This is a genomic window from Pseudomonas sp. GM55 (genome assembly GCF_000282395.1).
Classification (GTDB): Bacteria; Pseudomonadota; Gammaproteobacteria; order Pseudomonadales; family Pseudomonadaceae; genus Aquipseudomonas; species Aquipseudomonas fluorescens_CC.
The window spans coordinates 195,342-215,918 of record NZ_AKJJ01000053.1 but is presented as its reverse complement, the minus strand read 5'-3'; the positions used below and the strand labels follow the sequence as shown (position 1 = coordinate 215,918).

Genomic DNA, 20,577 nt, shown 5'->3' with positions numbered 1-20,577 from the left:
GCTCTCCAGACAGACGTATCACTTATGAGTCTGGTACTTATCGCGAGGTTCAGCCAATTCCCCCTGCCAAGGCGCGAACGGTCCGGCTATAGTTTGCACGCCGACGACGGCCCAATACGCACAAGGTGCTCCGGTATGACCCGATTGACCCCAATCAACTCTTGGCTCGCGGCCTTGGCAGTCGCCCTTTGCGTGCAGTTCCCGGCGCAGGCTCAGGAGCGCTTCACCCTGAACATTCCCGGTGTCTCCGATGACCGTCTGTTCACGTCGGCCGCCGCCAGTGATTCCGCCGGCTGCGGCGGACACAACATTTCCCCGGCATTGAACTGGAACGCCGGCCCGGCAGCCACCCAAAGCTATGCCATCGTCATGCACGACCCTGACGGCCAGAGGGGGCAGGGCATCGATCAGTGGGTGCACTACGGCATCAAGGCCGGCACTCACCAGATCCCGGCCGGTGCCGGGAGTAAGCCCGGCCTCGAGGGCGTCGGCGGTACCAACAGCAAAAACACCACCGGCTACATCGGCCCTTGCCCACCCGTTGGCGACAGCGCGCACCACTACATCATCCAGATCTACGCCCTGGACCTGGCCCCGGACGCCTTGCCCGCCGGCCTGACCCGTGCGCAGCTGCTGGAAAAAATCAAAGGCCACGTCCTGAAAAACAGCAGCGTGGTGCGGCGCTATCACCGCTAAAGGCTGATCGCCTCAGCGGATTTGCAGAAAACTGAAGTGCGCGGCATTCCGGGGGTTTGGCATCCCCCCCGAAAGCGCGCACTATCAGGCTATAGCCGATGCGTTGGAGGATGCCGTGGCAAAAAAGATCGACCGCATCGCCCAAATGCTCAACTGCCCGCAAAAGGGTGAAGAACTGCGGCGAGCGATTACCGAGAGTCGCAAGGATTTTCTGCTGAATCAGCCGGAAGAAGACGTTGTTGAAGACGACCTTGAAGAGGAGTTTTTCGAGGACGACGAGGACGATGATGAGTACGACGAGTTCGACTGGACAACAGAATGAAAAAAAAAACCGCTTCGGCGGTTTTTTTGTGGGTCACAAAAAAGCCCCAGACCCATAAGGCCTGAGGCTTTCTCGTTTCTATCTATGGTGCACCAGGCGGGATTCGAACCCACGACCCCTGCCTTCGGAGGGCAGTACTCTATCCAGCTGAGCTACTGGTGCAGCGGGCGCCATAATACTCATATGCATTGAAGGCGTCCATGCTGCTGAATCGCCTACGTTTATTACAAGCGTAACGCGCGCCTGCTACGTTGATCAGAAAATACAGGCAAAAGCGTCGTTTTCGTTCTTTTTTTCGAACAGGCTATTGTCCTTTACCCCCTTTGATCCTAGGATTCGTTTGAGATTTCAAACGCTCTTGTCTGGGTGCTGAACCGCACGAGTTCAATCAGTGCGCTATTTATGTGCTTCAGCCCGGTGAATGATTTCCCTGACGGCAGCCTATCGAGGCGCCTTTCTACAATCATAATTTGCTCCGCATTCATTGCGGTGCTGTTAAGGAAAGCCGACATGCAGCTTAAAGACACCCAGTTGTTCCGCCAGCAAGCCTTCATCGATGGCGCGTGGGTTGATGCGGACAATGGTCAGACGATCAAGGTCAACAACCCGGCAACGGGCGAAATTCTGGGCACCGTGCCGAAAATGGGCGCTGCCGAAACCCGCCGTGCGATTGAAGCTGCTGACAAGGCGCTGCCGGCCTGGCGTGCACTGACCGCCAAAGAACGTGCGGGCAAACTGCGTCGCTGGTTCGAACTGATGATCGAGAACCAGGACGACCTGGCTCGTCTGATGACCATGGAACAAGGCAAGCCATTGGCCGAAGCCAAGGGCGAAATCGTTTACGCCGCGTCCTTCATCGAATGGTTCGCCGAAGAAGCCAAGCGCATCTACGGTGACGTGATTCCGGGCCACCAGCCAGACAAGCGCCTGATCGTGATCAAGCAGCCAATCGGCGTGACCGCTGCCATCACCCCGTGGAACTTCCCGGCTGCAATGATCACCCGTAAAGCCGGCCCAGCTCTGGCCGCCGGTTGCACCATGGTGCTCAAGCCTGCTTCGCAAACCCCGTACTCCGCTTTCGCCCTGGCCGAGCTGGCCCAGCGTGCCGGCATCCCGGCCGGTGTGTTCAGCGTTGTTTCCGGCAGCGCCGGCGATATTGGTACCGAGCTGACCAGCAACCCGATCGTGCGCAAGCTGTCCTTCACCGGTTCGACTGAAATCGGTCGTCAACTGATGGCCGAATGCGCCAAGGACATCAAGAAAGTGTCCTTGGAACTGGGCGGCAACGCACCGTTCATCGTGTTCGACGACGCGGACCTGGATAAGGCCGTCGAAGGCGCGATCATTTCCAAATACCGCAACAACGGCCAGACCTGCGTCTGCGCCAACCGCCTGTACATTCAGGACGGTGTTTACGACGCGTTCGCCGAGAAGCTGAAAGTGGCTGTCGCCAAACTGAAGATCGGTAACGGTCTGGAAGCAGGCACTACCACTGGCCCGCTGATCGACGAAAAAGCCGTGGCCAAGGTGCAAGAACACATCGCCGATGCCTTGAGCAAAGGCGCGACCGTACTGGCCGGTGGCAAGCCGATGGAAGGCAACTTCTTCGAGCCGACCATCCTGACCAACGTGCCGAACAACGCTGCCGTGGCCAAGGAAGAAACCTTCGGCCCACTGGCTCCACTGTTCCGCTTCAAAGACGAAGCCGACGTGATCGCGATGTCCAACGACACCGAGTTCGGCCTGGCCTCGTACTTCTATGCCCGCGACCTGGGTCGTGTGTTCCGTGTGGCTGAAGCCCTGGAGTACGGCATGGTCGGCGTCAACACTGGGTTGATCTCCAACGAAGTCGCGCCGTTCGGCGGCATCAAGGCCTCGGGCCTGGGCCGTGAAGGCTCCAAGTACGGCATCGAAGATTACCTGGAAATCAAATACCTCTGCCTGGGCATCTAAGCCCGGAAAAAGGCATCGCTTCAAACGCAAAGGGCACGAGAGCGCTGTCCCTTTGCGTGCTTCAAACGAAATTTTCTCGGTGGCCGGGAACGCTGTGGCAGTCGATCATCGCATGCTGCCGCTGTTGTTCCCCGCCGCTTAATCCTTGAACCACGCCGCCCGATGAGCGGTGAATGAGGAAAGTATGAGCAAGACTAACGCTGATTTGATGGCCCGCCGTACCGCTGCAGTTCCACGTGGTGTTGGCCAGATTCACCCGATCTTCGCCGATTCCGCGAAGAACGCTACCGTGACCGACGTTGAAGGTCGTGAGTTCATCGACTTCGCCGGCGGTATCGCCGTGCTGAACACCGGCCACGTGCACCCGAAAGTCATCGCCGCCGTGACTGAGCAGCTGAACAAGCTGACCCACACCTGCTTCCAGGTACTGGCCTACGAGCCGTACGTGGAAGTGTGCGAAAAAATCAACGCCAAGGTGCCAGGTGATTTCGCCAAGAAAACCCTGCTGGTGACCACCGGTTCCGAAGCCGTTGAAAACTCCATCAAGATCGCCCGTGCCGCTACTGGCCGTGCCGGCGTGATCGCCTTCACCGGCGCTTACCACGGTCGCACCATGATGACCCTGGGCCTGACCGGTAAAGTCGTGCCTTACTCGGCCGGCATGGGCCTGATGCCAGGCGGCATCTTCCGCGCGCTGTACCCGAACGAACTGCACGGTGTGAGCATCGACGATTCGATCGCCAGCATCGAACGCATCTTCAAGAACGACGCCGAGCCGAAAGACATCGCCGCGATCATCATCGAGCCGGTACAGGGCGAAGGTGGTTTCTACGTCGCGCCGAAAGAATTCATGAAGCGTCTGCGTGCCCTGTGCGACCAGCACGGCATCTTGCTGATCGCTGACGAAGTACAGACTGGCGCTGGCCGTACCGGTACTTTCTTCGCCATGGAACAGATGGGCGTTGCTGCCGACCTGACCACTTTCGCCAAATCCATCGCTGGCGGCTTCCCGCTGGCCGGTGTGTGCGGCAAGGCCGAATACATGGACGCCATCGCTCCAGGCGGCCTGGGCGGCACCTACGCCGGTAGCCCGATCGCTTGCGCCGCGGCCCTGGCCGTGATGGAAGTGTTCGAAGAAGAGCACCTGCTGGATCGCTGCAAGGCTGTTGGCGAGCGTCTGGTGACTGGCCTGAAGGCTATCCAGGCCAAGTACCCGGTGATCGGTGAAGTCCGTGCGCTGGGCGCGATGATCGCTGTCGAGCTGTTCGAAGGCGGCGACAGCCACAAGCCGAACCCGACCGCCGTGGCAGCCGTTGTGGCCAAGGCTCGCGACAAGGGGCTGATCCTGCTGTCCTGCGGCACCTACGGCAACGTTCTGCGTGTCCTGGTACCGCTGACCTCGCCGGACGAGCAACTGGACAAAGGCCTGGCGATCATCGAAGAGTGCTTCTCCGAGCTCTGATCACCCAGTGTGACCTGATCCACAAAAAACCCGCTTCGGCGGGTTTTTTCATGTCCCTTGATACACATCCTGCGCATTAGCACTGTATCGAATGGCCAGCTTTGGCTAAGGTTCCTGCATTGCCAGGGAGAGCTGTATGACAACTGTCATTTTACCCGCGGTTCCGAGAGTTCTGATCGCCGAGGCCGATCCCTGGTCCCGGGATTTGCTCAAGGAAGTGTTGTTGAACGTACGCTGCGATGCGCGGCTGGATTTGTGCGCCGATGGTCAGCAAGCGCTGGAGCTGTTGGCCGCCAACCCCTATGACCTGGTGATCGCCGACTGGGAGTTGCCGGGCGTCGATGGCCTGAATGTCCTGCGTAGCGTCCGTCAGCGCAAACGCAATCCGCCGATGCCGTTCATTCTGATGAGCAGTCGCAGCGACAGTGCCAGCGTGCGCGAGGCCTTGCCTCTGGCGCCGGCCGCGTACCTGACCAAGCCCTTGAACATGGAAAACCTGACCCATCGGTTGCAGGGGTTACTGCTGCACGCTGGCGAAGAAGTCTTGTGCGAAGTGCCATCGCTGGCGCCGGGCATGACGTTGTCGGTGTATCTGGAGCGTCGACGCGAAATGGCCGACGGCGCGCCGCTGATGACCGACGTGCAAGTGGCGGTCAAGCGCAGCCTCAACCCCAATGGCCTCGATCTGACGGTGCTGGAAGATGAAATTCGCACCGATCCGCAGGTCACGGCCGTGCTGATCGCCGCAGCCAACAGCGCGGCCCAGCACCACGGCGTCGCTGTGCAAACCCTGTCCCAGGCGCTGCATCGCCTGGGCACAGGGCAGAGCATGAACCTGATTCTCGGGCTGGCGCTCAAGCGCAGTGCCCGGCTCAGCGATCGGCAATTGGCGGACTATGCCGAGCGTTACTGGGATCTGTCCCTGCACACCGCCGAATACGCCCGGACGCTGGCGCGCTTGCTCGATCTGGATCAGGAGCGCTGCTATTGCGCTGGCATGTTGCATTGTCTCGGCGATCTGGCGTTGCTGCGTTGTTTGCAGGAATGGAAGCAGGCCGGTGGCGAACTGGACGAGTGGGAGGAGGTGGGTGAAACGCTGGCTGAATATGGCGCGGCCTATGGTTCTGCGCTACGCACGCGCTGGCGCCTGCCACTGGAGTTGCGGGAGCTGATTGCGGCGGCCTACCAGCTCGGTGGCGGGGTTTATTCCCGCGAAGCGCTGGTGATGAACATGGCGGCGCAGATGGCGCGCCTGTCCGAGCATGAGGGCATCGAGGCGCTGGCCAAGAGCCGGACGGCGAGGTTGCTCAAGATCGGCTTGCCGGAGCTGATGCGCCTGCGCAAGAAGTAGTCTTGACGCACAACCTGTAGGAGCTGGCTTGCCAGCGAAGGCGGTGTATCTGATACACCGGGTGGTCTGGATCGCTGGCAAGCCAGCTCCTACAAGGGCCTTTGTTGTGTCTGTCAGGCTGTAACAATCCGGTTCTTGCCCTCGCGCTTGGCCTGATACATCGCGGCATCCGCCCGGGAAAACAGGTTTTCCACGTTTTCGTCCGCGGCGGTCAGGCTGGTCAGGCCCTGGCTGACGGTGATGCCGAACGTCTGGCCCTCATGATTGAAACTCAATTGCTGAATCTGCCGTTGCAGGCGTTCAGCCACTTGCAGGGCCATTTGCGGCGTGCAGCCGGGAAACACCGCAGCGAACTCCTCACCGCCAATGCGCCCGAACAGGTCGCGACGACGCAACGCTGCGCGGCCGCTTTCGGCAATGCGTTGCAACACGTTGTCGCCTTCCTGGTGACCGTAGGTGTCGTTGATCGTCTTGAAGTTATCAATATCCAGCATCAGAAACGACAGCGGCTCGCCCTGTTGCCGGGCATGTGTGAACGCGCGGTGAGCGCATTCGAAGAAATGACGGCGATTGCTGCTCTGGGTCAGCGCATCGATGGTGGCCAGGCGATGCAGTTCGGTTTCCATCTGCTTCTTGTCGGTGATGTCTTCGGCGATGCCGACGATGATCACCGGTTGCCCCGGCTCGGCCTGGCGGTTGATGTAGCATTTGTCGCTTAGCCAGCGTACCTGGCCGTCGGCAGCGATGATTCGGTACTCGCGGTCTTCGACGGCGCCTTTGTCCAGCACTTCGGCCAGACTGCGTTCGGCATTGTCCAGGTCGTCAGGGTGAATGCTGTCGCGCCATTGATTGCTGTCGGCCAGCAGTAGATCGGCCGAACGGCCAAAGATCCGTTCATAGGCGGGGCTGACGTAAAGTACCTTGCGGGTTTCCCAATCGAGTGCCCACAGCACCGCGTTGATGCTCCCCAGCAAGGAACTGAACAACTGTTCGCGTTCGCTCAGGCGAGCGACTTCGCCTTGGGCATGCATCAGCGCTATCAGGGGCTGCGCGGCCTCGGGCCAATGGGACGCAGATGAGTCTTTCAGGTTTTCTGGGGCCATCGACACAAATCTCAAAGGGCATGCCGCGTGTTCGATAGCGGCCAACACCAAGCCCGCCGGGAATGGCGAAGTGTCTTTGAGATAGGGCTTTTCAGATGAAGTTCCCGCCTTGTGTGGCGAGGGAGCTTGCTCCCGCCGGGCGGTACTGTCAGTTCAGGAGAGCGGGGACTGGTAGGAACCCGGCTTGCCGGCGATGGCGTTTTTCAGGGCGCTATCGCCGGCAAGCCGGCTCCTGCAGTGAAGCTACCGGTCAGACGGCGGCAGGGCGCAGGGAGTAGGTCTTCAACTGATCGGCGAAGTCGCGCAGGGATTGAATCCCGCTGGCTTCGGCTTCGTGTACCCAATCCTTGATGGCCGCCAGCATGTCGTGGCCATTTGAGCTGGTCTTGACCCAGATCTGCTGCAGGGCCAGGCGTTTCTCGTAAATTACCTTCAGCGCCTGGCTGTGCTCGAGCATGTTCTGGATGCGTACATGGTGTTTGTCGTCCAGCAGGCTGGTCTCGCGCGAAAGCAGGCGTTTGGCCCGGTGGAACTGGTGACGTACCGAGTGATCGACCTTTTCCAGCTCTTGCTTGACCAGAGGGCCGATCACCAGTTTTCGGTACTGGGCCATGATCTGGAAGCGGTTGTTGAGGATCGCCATGGCGGTGTCCATGTCCAGATTGCCCTTGCCTTCGACGCGGTGAGCAATCGGCGCAACCCGCTGAACCTTGGCCAGGCGCAGGAAGCTGAAGACTTGAATCCACGCCCAGCCCAGGTCGAATTCCCACTTCTTCACCGACAGTTTTGCCGAATTAGGGTAGGTGTGATGGTTGTTATGCAGTTCTTCGCCGCCAATCAGGATGCCCCACGGCACCAGGTTGGTCGCCGCATCGCGGCATTCGAAGTTGCGGTAGCCGATGGCATGGCCCAGGCCATTGACCACTCCTGCGGCCCACACCGGGATCCACATCATCTGGATGGCCCAGATGGTGATGCCGATGGTGCCGAACAGCAGCAGGTCGATAACGCCCATGATCGCCACGCCCAGCAGCGGGAAGCGGCTGTAGAGGTTGCGCTCGATCCAGTCTTCGGGGCAGTTCTTGCCGTAGATGCGCAACGTTTCGGGGTTTTCCGCTTCGGCGCGGTACAGCTCGGCGCCTTTGCGCAGTACCGTGGACAAACCCTTGATGACCGGACTGTGCGGGTCATCGACGGTTTCGCATTTGGCGTGATGCTTGCGGTGGATGGCGGTCCACTCGCGGGTGTTCTGCGCCGTGGTCAGCCACAGCCAGAAACGGAAGAAATGCTTCAGGCCACCATTCAGCTCCAGGGAGCGATGGGCCGAGTAACGATGCAGATAGACCGTGACGGCGATGATCGTGATGTGGGTCATCAGCAGGGTGACTGCTACCAGTGCCCAGGGCGACAAGCCAAGAAAACCTTCGTACCACATAGGCTATAGGGCCCTCGATGAAAGAAAAAACAGCCGTTGCATTATCACTAAGCCCACACAGAAAACCAGTCGCCCTTTCAGATAAGAGTGGCTGGGTGTGTCTTTAAACTATAATTCCAACCTTTTTGTCGGGACATGGATCGCCGGATGTCTGCCACCTATCGCGATGCCTTGCGTGCAGCGCTGCTCTATCTGTTGCTTTCTGTGGTTTGGCTGCAGATCAGTGGCTATTTATTGAACAGTTTATTCGATAGCTCTGCCGAGCGACTGCGATGGCAACTGATCAACGGTTACGTTTGGGTGCTGTTCAGCGCCGGCTTGATCTTCATTGCCCGGGCGCGGCTGCTGCGGTGCCTGGGGATCGGCGCCACCTTGCACGAGCGCAATACCAACCGCGAGCGCCTGCGCCAGGCGGCCGCGGTGTTCGACTGCACCCGCGAAGGCGTGCTGGTCACCAATCGGGAAGGCGTGATCGTCCATGTGAACCGGGCCTTTATGGAAATCACCGGATACGGCTGTGAGGACGTGCTGGGGCAACGACCGAATCTGTTCAAGTCCGGGCGACATTCCCCTGAGTTTTATCAGGCGATGTTTGCCGCGCTCGCCAGTGTCGGGGAGTGGAGTGGGGAAATCTGGAACCGGCGCAAAAGCGGCGAGATTTACCCGCAGTGGCAAACGATCCGCCTGATCCACGACGACTACGGCCAGCCGAGCCAGTATTTGGCGGTGTTTTCCGATATCAGTGCAATCAAGAACTCCGAACACGAGTTGATGCACCTGGCGCATCACGATCCGTTGACCGACCTGCCGAACCGCCTGCTGTTCACCGACCGCGCCGAACAGGCCCTGGCCTCGGCGCAGGTCCACAAGCGTGGCTGCGCGCTGCTGATGATCGATCTCGATCACTTCAAGATGATCAATGACAGCCTCGGACACACCGTCGGCGATCAGTTGCTCAAGGCGGTGGCCGAGCGCCTGGGCGCCATGTCCGGCCCGGGCATCACCCTGGCGCGGTTGGGTGGGGATGAGTTCGCCGTACTCGCCGAAAGCTGTCCGCAACTGGTTCAGGCTGCCGCGTTGGCCCAGCGGATTATCGATGGTCTCAAGGAGCCATTCCTCATTGATGGGCACCCGCTGTTCATCAACGCCAGCATCGGCATCAGCCTGTTCCCCAGCGATGCCCTGAGCGTCGAGCAACTGCTGCGTAATGCCGACTCTGCGCTATTCAAGGCCAAGAGTGCGGGGCGCAATGATTATGCTTTGTACACCGAAGAGCTGACGGCCCACGCCCAGCAACGGGTCGAGATCGCCTTCGAATTGCGCCGCGCCCTGGACCAGCAAGAACTGCGGGTTTATTACCAGCCGGTTCACGACCTCAGAACCAGTCGCCTGATCGGCGTCGAGGCACTGGTACGTTGGCAGCACCCGCAGAGGGGATTGGTGTCGCCGGCGGAATTCATCCCGATCGCCGAACGAACCGGGCTGATTGCCGAAATCGATGCCTGGGTCATGCAGCAGGCGTGCCGGCAGATGTGCCAGTGGCAGCAGGATGGCGTGGTGTTGTCGTTCGTTGCGGTCAACGTATCTTCGCGCCTGTTCGCCCGTCGCGAGCTGTATCAGCAGGTGGCGCAGGTCTTGCGCGAAACCGGGCTGGAACCGGCGTTTCTGGAGCTGGAAGTGACCGAAAGCGCGGTGATGGAGGATCCGGAAGTCGCGCTGGAGCAAATGCATCGCCTGCGCGAGTTGGGTGTGCGCCTGGCCATTGACGACTTCGGTACGGGTTATTCATCGCTGCTGCGGCTCAAGCGTCTGCCGGTGCAAAAGTTGAAAATCGACCAGGGCTTCGTCGCCGGATTGCCGTGGGATGAGGATGATGCGGCGATCTCGCGGGTGATCATTGCGCTGGCGCAAAGCATGGGCATGCAGGTACATGCCGAGGGGATCGAGCAGGCTGAGCAGGCGGCATTTCTGCTCGAACACGATTGCGATCTGGGTCAGGGCTACTGGTTTGGGCGGCCAGTGCCGGCGGTGCAACTGGATTGGGTTCGGGCTCCCTTGATTCGCTGAACTATCCCTGTAGGAGCTGGCTTGCCAGCGAAGGCGACCTTAAATGCGATGCAAGGTTTGATGGCCCCATCGCCGGCAAGCCGGCTCCTGCAGGTTTTGTGTGTGGCTGAAAGTGGGTTGTTCACCTCAAGCCCATGTCCTTTCAAGTAATCTCTTCTGGTTATATAAACATTCTTAAATAGTCTTTTTAAGAATATCTACACCTCTCTAGTATTGCTCTCAAGCCGCAAGCAGTGCCGACACTGCGAGGCAACCTCTCAGTTGAAGGAGCAGCAATATGAGCGCATCCCTGCGTAGCGTCGACGGTCAAGACGAAGCCGCCATCCTGCGTGAAATCCAGAGTGCCCTGCGCGACCTGCGCTTTGGTGCCGTGGAAATCACCGTGCACAACGCCCAGGTGGTGCAGATCGAACGCAAGGAAAAATTCCGTTTGCAGCAGCCGGGCAACAAGCCGGGCTGAGGCGAACCAGGCACCGCGATTTCCGATATCCCATAAAAAAGCCAACAAACCAAGAATTCCAGGAGCTTTCACCATGTCGTCGATTCGCCACTTCGCTTTGGCCGCCCTGGCCAGTGCCCTTTTCGCCGGTTCCGCGGTAGCCAAGGACTACGAACTGCTCAACGTGTCGTACGACCCGACCCGCGAGCTGTACCAGGACTACAACGCCGAATTCGTCAAGTTCTGGCAAAAGGAGCATGCCGGCGACACCGTGAAGATCCAGCAATCCCACGGCGGTTCGGGCAAGCAAGGCCGGGCGGTGATCGATGGTCTGCGTGCCGACGTCGTGACCCTGGCCCTGGCCGGTGACATCGACGAAATCGCCAAGCTGGGCAAAACCTTGCCGGCCGACTGGCAAAAGCGCCTGCCGGACGCCAGCACGCCTTACACCTCGACCATCGTGTTCCTGGTGCGCAAGGGCAACCCTAAAGGCATCAAGGACTGGGGTGACCTGGTCAAGAATGACGTCTCGGTGATCACGCCGAACCCGAAAACCTCCGGCGGTGCGCGCTGGAACTTCCTCGCGGCCTGGGCCTATGGCCTGAAAGCCAACGGCGGCGACGAAGCCAAGGCCAAGGAATACGTACAAAACCTGTTCAAGCACGTGCCAGTGCTGGATACCGGCGCTCGCGGTTCGACCATTACCTTCGTCAACAACGGTCAGGGCGATGTATTGCTGGCCTGGGAAAACGAAGCCTTCCTGGCGTTGAAAGAAGAAGGCGGCGCCGACAAGTTCGACATCGTCGTGCCTTCGCTGTCGATCCTCGCCGAGCCACCGGTGGCGGTGGTCGACAAGAACGCCGAGAAAAAAGGCAACGAGCAGATCGCCGAAGCCTACCTCAAGCACCTGTACAGCCCGGCCGGCCAGGAAATCGCGGCGAAGAATTTCTACCGTCCACGGGACAAGGATGTCGCCGCCAAATACGCCCAACAGTTCCCGAAACTGGAACTGGTGAGCATCGACAAGGACTTCGGCGGCTGGAAAACCGCGCAGCCGAAATTCTTCAATGACGGCGGCGTGTTCGACCAGATCTACCAGGCGCAGTAGTCTTAAATAGCCATCAATGAGCCTCGAATTTCGATTCGAGGCTTTGTGCGTTCTCAACCAAGGACTTTTATGTCGCGTCGTATCTCCCCCGTCATACCCGGCTTCGGGCTGACGCTGGGCTACACCTTGGTGTACCTCAGCCTGATTGTGCTCATACCACTGGCGGCGATGTTCGTGCATGCCGCTCAACTCACCTGGGATCAGTTCTGGGCAATCATCTCGGCGCCACGGGTGCTGGCCGCGTTGAAGCTCAGTTTCGGCACCGCCCTGTGTGCCGCGATCATCAACGGCATCATCGGCACGCTGCTGGCCTGGGTATTAGTGCGCTATACCTTCCCTGGACGCAAAGTCATCGACGCCATGATCGACCTGCCGTTCGCATTGCCCACGGCGGTGGCCGGTATTGCGCTGACAGCCTTGTACACCCCTACCGGCCTGGTTGGTCAGTTTGCAACGGATCTGGGTTTCAAGATCGCCTACACCCCCTTGGGCATCACCCTTGCCCTCACTTTTGTGACACTTCCATTCGTAGTACGTACCGTACAGCCAGTATTGGCCGATATTCCCCGTGAAGTGGAAGAAGCGGCTGCGTGCCTGGGTGCGAAACCGTTGCAGGTTTTCCGCCATATCCTGCTGCCAGCGTTGCTGCCCGCCTGGTTGACCGGCTTCGCGTTGGCCTTTGCCCGCGGGGTCGGCGAGTATGGTTCGGTGATTTTCATCGCCGGCAACATGCCGATGAAAACCGAGATCTTGCCGCTGCTGATCATGGTCAAACTCGACCAATACGATTACACCGGCGCTACGTCCATTGGTGTACTGATGCTGGTGGTTTCCTTCGTCCTGTTGCTGCTGATCAACTTGTTGCAGCGGCGCATCGAAACCCCATAAGGAGGCGCACCCATGTCCCAATCGTCTATTGCTGCCGCTTCCTCGAACGCTGCCCGCCGTGGCAGTGCGACCTCGCGGCGAATCCTGATCGGCCTTGGCTGGCTGATTTTTGCGCTGTTCCTGCTGCTGCCGCTGTTCATCGTGGTGTCCCAGGGCCTGAAGCTCGGCCTCGGAGCATTCTTCACCGCGATCTTTGAGCCGGATGCGCTGTCGGCCCTGAAACTCACGGTCATCGCCGTACTGATTTCGGTGCCACTGAACCTGGTGTTCGGCGTCAGTGCCGCCTGGTGCGTGAGCAAGTACTCGTTCCGCGGCAAGAGCATGCTGGTGACGCTGATCGACCTGCCGTTCTCGGTATCCCCGGTGATCGCCGGTCTGGTCTACGTGCTGATGTTCGGCGCCCAGGGTCTGTTCGGCCCGTGGCTGCAGGATCACGACATCCAGATCGTCTTCGCCCTGCCGGGCATCGTGCTGGCGACGATTTTCGTCACCGTGCCGTTCGTGGCCCGTGAACTGATCCCGCTGATGCAGGAGCAGGGCACTCAGGAAGAGGAAGCCGCGCGCCTGCTCGGCGCCAACGGCTGGCAGATGTTCTGGCACGTCACCGTGCCCAACATCAAATGGGGCCTGATCTACGGCGTGGTGTTGTGTACTGCGCGGGCCATGGGGGAGTTCGGTGCGGTGTCGGTGGTTTCCGGGCACATTCGCGGGGTGACCAACACCCTGCCGCTGCACGTGGAAATCCTCTACAACGAATATAACCACGTGGCCGCGTTCGCCGTGGCGAGCCTGTTGCTGATCCTGGCGCTCTTCATCCTGCTGGCCAAGCAGTGGAGCGAAAACCGTATTAACCGCCTGCGCGCCAGCGCCGCGGAGGAATAATTCATGTCGATCGAAGTGCGTAACGTCAGCAAGAACTTCCACGCGTTCAAGGCGCTGGACAACATCAGCCTGGACATCCAGAGCGGCGAGCTCGTCGCGTTGCTCGGTCCGTCGGGCTGCGGCAAAACCACGCTGCTGCGGATCATCGCCGGCCTGGAAACACCGGATCAGGGCAACATCGTGTTCCACGGTGAAGACGTTTCCGGCCATGACGTGCGGGATCGCAACGTCGGATTCGTGTTCCAGCACTACGCCTTGTTCCGCCACATGACGGTGTTCGACAACGTCGCGTTCGGCCTGCGCATGAAACCGAAAAACCAGCGCCCGAGCGAAAGCCAGATCGCAACCAAAGTCCACGAACTGCTGAACATGGTGCAACTGGACTGGCTGTCGGACCGCTACCCGGAACAACTCTCTGGCGGTCAGCGTCAGCGCATTGCACTGGCCCGCGCCCTGGCGGTGGAGCCGAAAGTGCTGCTGCTCGACGAACCTTTCGGCGCCCTCGACGCCAAGGTTCGCAAGGAACTGCGCCGCTGGCTGGCGCGGTTGCATGAAGACATCAACCTGACCTCGGTGTTCGTGACCCACGATCAGGAAGAAGCGATGGAAGTCGCCGACCGTATCGTGGTGATGAACAAGGGTGTGATCGAGCAGATTGGCTCACCGGGCGACGTCTACGAAAACCCGGCCAGCGATTTCGTCTATCACTTCCTCGGTGATTCGAACCGACTGCACCTGGGCGAAGACAACCACGTGCTGTTCCGCCCGCACGAGGTGTCGCTGTCGCGCCATGAACTGGAAGATCACCACGCGGCTGAGGTGCGGGATATCCGTCCGTTGGGTGCGACCACGCGGGTGACACTGAAGGTTGAAGGGCAGAGCGATCTGATCGAGGCCGAAGTGGTCAAGGATCACGACAGCCTGATCGGGTTGGCGAAGGGCGAGACGCTGTTCTTCAAGCCGAAGGTCTGGCAGAAACTCGCCAACATTTAAGATCAAAAGCATCGCGGGCGAGCCCGCTCCCACAGGTTTTGTGAACGACACAGATCCCTGTGGGAGCGGGCTTGCCCGCGATGGCGATCTAGACAGCAGCACGCTTCGGATTGACCCGCACCCCGCCCGCCCGCGCCTCGATCTGCTCTTTCAGCTCATGTCGCATTCCCAGCATGAACGCCAGCTCCGCCACCACGAACAGCGGCCCGACGATCAACCCGGTGACGTCATCGACAAATGCCGGTTTGCGCCCTTCGTAGTGATGGCCGACAAACTGGATCGCCCAACCGATCACGAACATCGCCACACCGCTACCCAGCCACACCAGCGTACTTTGCTGCGCCAGCGCATGACCGGCCCAGACACTCAGCCCGAGCAACACGGTCATCAACACGCCAAGGCGCAACTCCAGGCGCAGGTAAAACCACGCCGATGCCAGCGAGACGAGCACTGCCGGTGACAGCCACACGCCGCCCAGCGACCAATCCGGCCGAGACAGCAACACCGCGACGGCGATCACGATCAGCGGAATGCCGATAAAGTGCGATGCAATGTTGCGCGGGTCACGGTGGTAGGCGGCGTATTGACTGAGATGGTCGACGAGGCTTTTCATGTTGTTCTCCTGTGGGGTGACTGATCATGCCCCGGGGCCACTTCTCGCTCTGTCAGCCAGGCGACAATCTCTAGGAGTTTTCATGGATATGCAGGTTTGGCGTCCACGCTTGATGAGCGGTCAGTGGTTCAGCCATTTGCCTGTTTCCCTACAGGATAGTCTGCTGTCGGTGGCCAGGGTGCGGCGCTTGTCACCGGGCCAGCGGCTGTTCAAGCGTGGCGATCCGCCCTGTGGCCTGTACGCGGTGCTTGAAGGCGCGGTGCGCGTCGGTGCCGTGAGCGAGCAGGGCAAGGAAGCGTTGCTGAGCCTGGTGGAGCCGCCGCACTGGTTTGGTGAAATCTGTCTGTTCGATGGCCAGCCACGCACTCACGATGCGTACGGCGTGGGCCAGTGCACGCTGCTGCACATTCCCCAGAACACCTTGCTGGCGCTGCTCGACGAGCATCCGCAGCACTGGCGGCAACTGGCGTTGCTGATGAGCCAGAAATTGCGCATGACCTTCATCAACCTCGAACAATTGAGCCTGTTGCCGGCCCCGGCACGGCTGGCGCACCGCTTGTTGATGATCGCCGAAGGCTATGGCGAGACCGTCCCTGCGCGCCGCGTCCTGCAGCTACCCCAGGAGCAGCTGGCTTCAATGTTGTCGCTGTCGCGCCAGACCACCAACCAGATTCTCAAGGAGCTGCAAGGGCAGGGGATCATCGGACTGAGTTACGGCGAAATTGAAATCCTCGATGCTGTGCGGTTGCGGGAACTGACCACAATCTGAAACTCGACGCATATCCCTTGTGAACTTCGAATGTGTGGCTAACCACATAACCCTGTGGGAGCGGGCTTGCCCGCGAAGAGGCCAGCCCAGTCAACCCATTTTCAGGGCTGGATCACCGCAACCCATCCCGAAACTGCCCCGGTGTCATCCCCGTCCAGCGCTTGAACGCGCGACTGAAGCTGCTGGTGTCGGCAAATCCGAGCAGATAACTGATTTCACTCAGCGACACCTGAGGGTCACGCAGGTGCAGCAGCGCGAGATTCTCGCGGCTTTCGTTGAGCAGCGTATCGAACCGGCAGCCTTCATCCGCCAGATGCCGTTGCAGGCTGCGCAGGCTCAAGTGCAGGGCCTTGGCGATGTGCTCGGCGCTGGGTTCGCCTTCGGGCAGTTGTTCTTCGATGGCGTCGCGGACCTTGCGCTCCCACGTCAGCGGCTTGAGTTGCGCCAGGGTTCGCTTGAGCACGGTTTCATTGTGTTCGGCCAGTTCCGGGTTGGCGTCATCCAGGTGGCTGTCGAAGTCGACGAGGGCAAACTCCAGTCGATCCTCTTCGGCGCTGAAATGCACGGGCGAGCGAAAGACTTTATGCCATTGGTGCGAGTCTGCTGGCTCCGGACGGCGCAGGTAGGTCGCCAGCGGCGCGTATTCGCGGCCCAGGCGATTGCGGCAGGTGCGCACGTAAATCGCCATGAACGCATCGATGGCTTCGAAGGCCGGGGCCGGGTTGCCGGAAGGGATTTTCAGGCGGAAATGGTAGCGATCCTCAGCGCGGGTCAGTTCCAGTTCCAGGGCATCGCTGACCACCTGGTGATAACGCACGATGCGCTCGAACACCTCCCGCAAACTGCCGCTGGCCACCAGTGCATAACCCAGCGCATGGAAGGTGGTCGGGCTGACGAAGCGCGAAACCCGCAAGCCAATCGCCGGGTCGCCGCTGACCTGCACCGCCAACGCCCACAGCTGTGTGGTGCCCGACAGCGGGTATCGGGCGTTCGGGTCGTCCATCAACTGTGGATCGAGTCCGGCTTGATGGCACAGCGCGGTGCTGTCGATGCCCAGGGCATCGAGTTGCTTGCGCAAGGCGCGGGTCCAGCTGGCGAGAGAGGTCGGTTCGGTCATGCTGATTGGCGCTTCCGGTCAACAGGTTGGCGTTCTCGGCTACCGCGTTGCGAAGGTACGCAAGGCAGGATGCAACCATCAATAACCAGAGGATGGAAGCATGGACCGTACTTCTGCAAGCCCCCAACGACTGAATGCAGCTCAACGATCAGCCCATATCCGTGAAGTGGTGCTGGCCAGAGGCGTCGAATTGCGCGAGCAGTACCCGATTCTCAAGCATCAGGACGCCCTCGGCGCAGGCATTCTGGCCTTCGCCCTGGCCGGTATGATCGGCTCGGCCGCGCTCTACCTGACCGGGCACATGGCCTGGTGGGCGTGCCTGCTGCTCAACGCGTTTTTCGCCTCGCTGACCCACGAGCTGGAACACGACCTGATCCATAGCATGTACTTTCGCAAGCAGAAGGTGCCGCACAACCTGATGATGGGCCTGGTGTGGCTGGCGCGGCCGAGCACCATCAACCCGTGGATTCGCCGCCACCTGCACCTCAACCACCACAAGGTCTCCGGCTCCGAAGCCGACATGGAGGAACGCGCCATCACCAACGGCGAACCATGGGGTTTCGCACGGTTCCTGATGATTGGCGACAACATCATGTCGTCGTTCATCCGCATGCTGCGGGCCAAGACCTGGGCCATGAAGTTCAGCATCATTTACCGCACGCTGAAGGTCTACGCGCCGCTGGCGTTGATGCATTGGGGTGCGTGGTACGTGTTTCTCGGTTTCCATGCAGCGAATGGCGTTGCGCATCTGATGGGCGCACCGGTCGAGTGGTCGGCGACGACGTTGTCGATGATGCAGGTGATCGACATCGCGGCAGTCGTGATCATCGGCCCGAACGTGTTGCGCACGTTCTGCCTGCATTTCATCAGCTCGAACATGCACTACTACGGTGATGTGGAGCCGGGCAACGTGATGCAACAGACCCAGGTACTGAATGCCTGGTGGCTGTGGCCGTTGCAGGCGTTCTGCTTCAACTTCGGCAGCAGCCACGGGATCCATCACTTTGTGGTGAAGGAACCGTTCTACATTCGTCAGCTGACTGCGCCGGTTGCGCACAAGGTGATGCGTGAGATGGGCGTGCGCTTCAACGATTTTGGCACGTTTGCACGGGCGAACCGCTTCGAGCGCGAAGTAGCGGTACAACCTCAAGAGACCCGTGCCGCTCAGGCTTGATAGAGGTGACAGGAAACTCAAAAGTGCACGGGGTGGTGAAACCTAGTCATCAATCTGACCCAAAGAGGCGATAGGTTATGAGGCAAGCAGGGAGGCTTGGCGGTCACTGTATCGTTGATTCATTTATGCGATTAAGGTCTAACAACTGAATTAAATATTCCTTTATTGGATAACCATTTCAGCCAATCATCGCTCCTCAGTGATGTTGACTCGCGCTAGCAGGTTTTGAGTTTCCGGGGCCGTCTCCTTGGCAGGGTGCGGCCCTTTTTTTATTTCCGGCAAACACAAAACCGTAGGAGCTGGCTTGCCAGCGAAAGCGGTTGGTCAGGCAACATCTCTACTGACCCAAAAAACGCCTTCGCTGGCAAGCCAGCTCCTACAGGTCAGCATTTAATATTCGATTAAGGTCTTAATAAATAGCTTCTTATTCCTTAACGAATATATCTCACCTCCCTATACTCGACCGGGAACAGACACGCAGGAGAGCTTCCCCATGCGCAACGAATCAATTCGCTACCTGATTGTGCCGGGCTGGCAAGGATCGCCAGAAGATCATTGGCAAAGCCACTGGCAGAACAGCCTGCCGAACAGCGCACGGGTGGAGCAGGCCGACTGGCTGACGCCACGTCGTGAAGACTGGGTCGCGGCGCTGGCCGAGGCGATTGCCGCCGACAGCACGCCGGTCATCCTGATCGCCCACAGCCTGGGTTGCATCACCGTCGCTCATTGGGCAGCCACCGCGCCTGTGCAGTTTTTGCGTCAGGTGCGCGGTGCCTTGCTGGTCGCGCCGGCGGACGTCGAACGCCCGGCCTGCGCGCCGGCCTTGCGCAACTTCGCGCCGATCCCGACGGACCTGCTGCCATTCCCGAGCCAGGTCGTCAGTTCCGATAACGACAACGCCGTCAGTGCGCCGCGAGCTCTGGAGCTGGCGCGCAACTGGGGCGCCGAGGCGGGGATTCTGGCAGGGGCGGGCCATATCAACGTGAAATCCGGTCACCAGCGCTGGGAGCAGGGTTTTGCCTATCTCTATCGCCTGCAAAACCGTACGGAACACCACGCCCTGCGTCGCGCTTGAACACTTTCCTTATTTAACGCCCCCGTCTCCCGGCGGTTTTGGGCGGGAGTCTGCCATGAGCTTTGAAACCTTCGGTCAGCCGCTGCTGACCTTTCCCGATGCCGAAAAAAGTCCCCTGAGCATTCGCGCCAAGGCGCTGGTGTTTGTCGATCCACGTTCACGGCAATTACGCGAAGACCTTGAGCAACTGGCCACGCGTTCAGTGTCAGTGCTGATCCGTGGCGAAACCGGCACCGGCAAGGAATTGCTGGCCCGTCATATCCACCGCGCCAGTGATCGCGGCGGGTTATTCGTGTCGGTCAACTGCGGCGCCATCAGCCCGACCTACGCCGACGCCGAGTTGTTTGGCTACGCCGCGGGCAGCTACAGCGGTTCAGCGAGCAGTCGTGCCGGCTGGTTCGGCTCGGCCAACGGCGGCACGCTGTACCTGGACGAAATCGGCGACCTGCCGCTGCCGATTCAGATCAAACTGCTCGCCGCCCTGGAGAACCACGAAGTCACCCGCGTCGGCGCTCATCAGCCGAGCCCGGTGGATGTGCGCCTGGTGGCGGCCACCAGCATCGATCTGGCCCAGGCGGTTGCCGCCGGAAAATTCCATGAGCGGCTCTATCACTACCTCAGCGAGGGCCCGCTCGAACTGCCGGCACTGCGCGAGCGCACGGGTGACATCCTGCCGCTGGCCGAATACTTCCTCGGGATTTACAGCCAGCGCCTAGACTTGCCGGTGCCGCTGATCAGCGAGGCCGCGCAACGCGTGCTGGAACGCCACAGATGGCCGGGCAATACCCGGGAACTGGAAAACGTCATTCACTTTGCGCTGTTGGTGAGTACCGGCGACGAGATCTTGCCGGAGCATTTGAATTTGCCCGATGAAGGTCTTGGACAGATCGAACGGCAGATCAAGCGGATTCTTGGCAACGGTTCCGCTGCCGAAAAAGACGCCTTGAAACAACTGCTCGCAAGCATCGGCCTCCTGTAGGAGCGAGCCTGCTCGCGATGGTCGTCAACGATGACGCGGGTTTCCTGAATGCCCGCGTTGTCCTGGCGATCATCGCGAGCAGGCTCGCTCCTACAGGGTGAGGTGCGGGCTAGAGCTGTATGAACAAAATGGAATATGAAGCTGAATAAAC

At 60.0% G+C, this 20,577-nt stretch carries 19 protein-coding genes and 1 tRNA gene; 15 read left to right on the top strand and 5 right to left on the bottom strand.

Annotated features, from left to right (window positions below; translation table 11 throughout):
- The first annotated feature begins 135 nt into the window (after positions 1–135).
- Positions 136–696: a YbhB/YbcL family Raf kinase inhibitor-like protein gene (locus PMI31_RS15830; RefSeq protein ID WP_008019122.1), complete on the top strand. Its 561-nt coding sequence runs from the start codon at positions 136–138 to the stop codon at positions 694–696.
- Positions 697–757: 61 nt separating this feature from the next.
- Complete coding sequence (locus PMI31_RS15825; RefSeq protein WP_238539292.1) at positions 758–1,018, top strand: hypothetical protein; 261 nt, start codon at positions 758–760, stop codon at positions 1,016–1,018.
- An 85-nt stretch (positions 1,019–1,103) separates the two neighbouring features.
- Here PMI31_RS15825 and PMI31_RS15820 read toward each other — a convergent pair.
- Positions 1,104–1,180 (bottom strand) — tRNA-Arg (locus tag PMI31_RS15820).
- 348 nt (positions 1,181–1,528) lie between these two features.
- On the opposite strand from PMI31_RS15820, the gene gabD reads away from it, so the two are divergent.
- The 3 genes from gabD to PMI31_RS15800 all read left to right on the top strand — a co-directional run bounded on the left by gabD (position 1,529) and on the right by PMI31_RS15800 (position 5,784).
- Positions 1,529–2,971: an NADP-dependent succinate-semialdehyde dehydrogenase gene (gabD, locus tag PMI31_RS15810; RefSeq protein ID WP_008019120.1), complete on the top strand. Its 1,443-nt coding sequence runs from the start codon at positions 1,529–1,531 to the stop codon at positions 2,969–2,971.
- A 184-nt stretch (positions 2,972–3,155) separates the two neighbouring features.
- Positions 3,156–4,433: a 4-aminobutyrate--2-oxoglutarate transaminase gene (gene gabT / locus PMI31_RS15805; protein ID WP_008019119.1), complete on the top strand. Its 1,278-nt coding sequence runs from the start codon at positions 3,156–3,158 to the stop codon at positions 4,431–4,433.
- 136 nt (positions 4,434–4,569) lie between these two features.
- Entirely contained in the window at positions 4,570–5,784 is a 1,215-nt protein-coding gene (locus PMI31_RS15800; RefSeq protein ID WP_008019118.1) for a response regulator, read from the top strand.
- 113 nt (positions 5,785–5,897) lie between these two features.
- On the opposite strand, the gene PMI31_RS15795 is transcribed toward PMI31_RS15800, so the two are convergent.
- A complete protein-coding gene (locus tag PMI31_RS15795; protein ID WP_008019117.1) occupies positions 5,898–6,887 on the bottom strand; it encodes a sensor domain-containing diguanylate cyclase in 990 nt (329 codons plus the stop codon).
- A gap of 250 nt (positions 6,888–7,137) precedes the next feature.
- The gene (desA, locus tag PMI31_RS15790) at positions 7,138–8,322 is read right to left on the bottom strand and encodes a delta-9 fatty acid desaturase DesA (RefSeq protein ID WP_008019116.1); all 1,185 of its coding nucleotides are present in this window, start codon (positions 8,320–8,322) and stop codon (positions 7,138–7,140) included.
- Positions 8,323–8,469: 147 nt separating this feature from the next.
- On the opposite strand from desA, the gene dibA reads away from it, so the two are divergent.
- The 6 genes from dibA (at position 8,470) to PMI31_RS15760 (ending at position 14,699) form a co-directional block, all read left to right on the top strand.
- Positions 8,470–10,389 (top strand): phosphodiesterase DibA, encoded by a 1,920-nt coding sequence (gene dibA / locus PMI31_RS15785; RefSeq protein WP_008019115.1) that lies wholly within the window; start codon positions 8,470–8,472, stop codon positions 10,387–10,389.
- Positions 10,390–10,666: 277 nt separating this feature from the next.
- Positions 10,667–10,849, top strand: coding sequence for a sulfur starvation response protein OscA (gene oscA, locus PMI31_RS15780; RefSeq protein WP_008019113.1), 183 nt, complete (start codon positions 10,667–10,669; stop codon positions 10,847–10,849).
- A gap of 73 nt (positions 10,850–10,922) precedes the next feature.
- Positions 10,923–11,936 (top strand): sulfate ABC transporter substrate-binding protein, encoded by a 1,014-nt coding sequence (locus PMI31_RS15775; RefSeq protein ID WP_008019111.1) that lies wholly within the window; start codon positions 10,923–10,925, stop codon positions 11,934–11,936.
- A 69-nt stretch (positions 11,937–12,005) separates the two neighbouring features.
- Positions 12,006–12,824: a sulfate ABC transporter permease subunit CysT gene (gene cysT / locus PMI31_RS15770; RefSeq protein ID WP_008019110.1), complete on the top strand. Its 819-nt coding sequence runs from the start codon at positions 12,006–12,008 to the stop codon at positions 12,822–12,824.
- Between the two features lie 12 nt (positions 12,825–12,836).
- Positions 12,837–13,706 carry a sulfate ABC transporter permease subunit CysW gene (gene cysW, locus PMI31_RS15765; RefSeq protein ID WP_008019109.1) on the top strand — a complete coding sequence of 290 codons (870 nt, stop codon included), beginning with the start codon at positions 12,837–12,839 and terminating at the stop codon, positions 13,704–13,706.
- 3 nt (positions 13,707–13,709) lie between these two features.
- The gene (locus PMI31_RS15760) at positions 13,710–14,699 is read left to right on the top strand and encodes a sulfate/molybdate ABC transporter ATP-binding protein (RefSeq protein WP_008019108.1); all 990 of its coding nucleotides are present in this window, start codon (positions 13,710–13,712) and stop codon (positions 14,697–14,699) included.
- Positions 14,700–14,787: 88 nt separating this feature from the next.
- Here PMI31_RS15760 and PMI31_RS15755 read toward each other — a convergent pair whose 3' ends face one another.
- Positions 14,788–15,312: an Mpo1 family 2-hydroxy fatty acid dioxygenase gene (locus tag PMI31_RS15755; protein WP_008019107.1), complete on the bottom strand. Its 525-nt coding sequence runs from the start codon at positions 15,310–15,312 to the stop codon at positions 14,788–14,790.
- 82 nt (positions 15,313–15,394) lie between these two features.
- Between PMI31_RS15755 and PMI31_RS15750 the strand changes: the two genes are divergently transcribed.
- Positions 15,395–16,081 (top strand): Crp/Fnr family transcriptional regulator, encoded by a 687-nt coding sequence (locus tag PMI31_RS15750; RefSeq protein WP_008019106.1) that lies wholly within the window; start codon positions 15,395–15,397, stop codon positions 16,079–16,081.
- A 112-nt stretch (positions 16,082–16,193) separates the two neighbouring features.
- Here PMI31_RS15750 and PMI31_RS15745 read toward each other — a convergent pair whose 3' ends face one another.
- Positions 16,194–17,198, bottom strand: a complete 1,005-nt coding sequence (locus PMI31_RS15745) for an AraC family transcriptional regulator (RefSeq protein WP_008019104.1) — start codon at positions 17,196–17,198, stop codon at positions 16,194–16,196.
- A gap of 100 nt (positions 17,199–17,298) precedes the next feature.
- Here PMI31_RS15745 and PMI31_RS15740 point away from each other — a divergent pair, with 100 nt between their 5' ends.
- From PMI31_RS15740 to PMI31_RS15730, 3 genes are all read left to right on the top strand, one after another.
- On the top strand, positions 17,299–18,372 hold the full coding sequence (locus PMI31_RS15740; protein ID WP_008019103.1) for a fatty acid desaturase: 1,074 nt from the start codon (positions 17,299–17,301) through the stop codon (positions 18,370–18,372).
- A 493-nt stretch (positions 18,373–18,865) separates the two neighbouring features.
- Complete coding sequence (locus PMI31_RS15735) at positions 18,866–19,447, top strand: alpha/beta hydrolase (RefSeq protein WP_008019102.1); 582 nt, start codon at positions 18,866–18,868, stop codon at positions 19,445–19,447.
- Between the two features lie 55 nt (positions 19,448–19,502).
- Positions 19,503–20,426 (top strand): sigma 54-interacting transcriptional regulator, encoded by a 924-nt coding sequence (locus PMI31_RS15730; RefSeq protein WP_008019100.1) that lies wholly within the window; start codon positions 19,503–19,505, stop codon positions 20,424–20,426.
- The last annotated feature ends 151 nt before the right edge of the window (positions 20,427–20,577 follow it).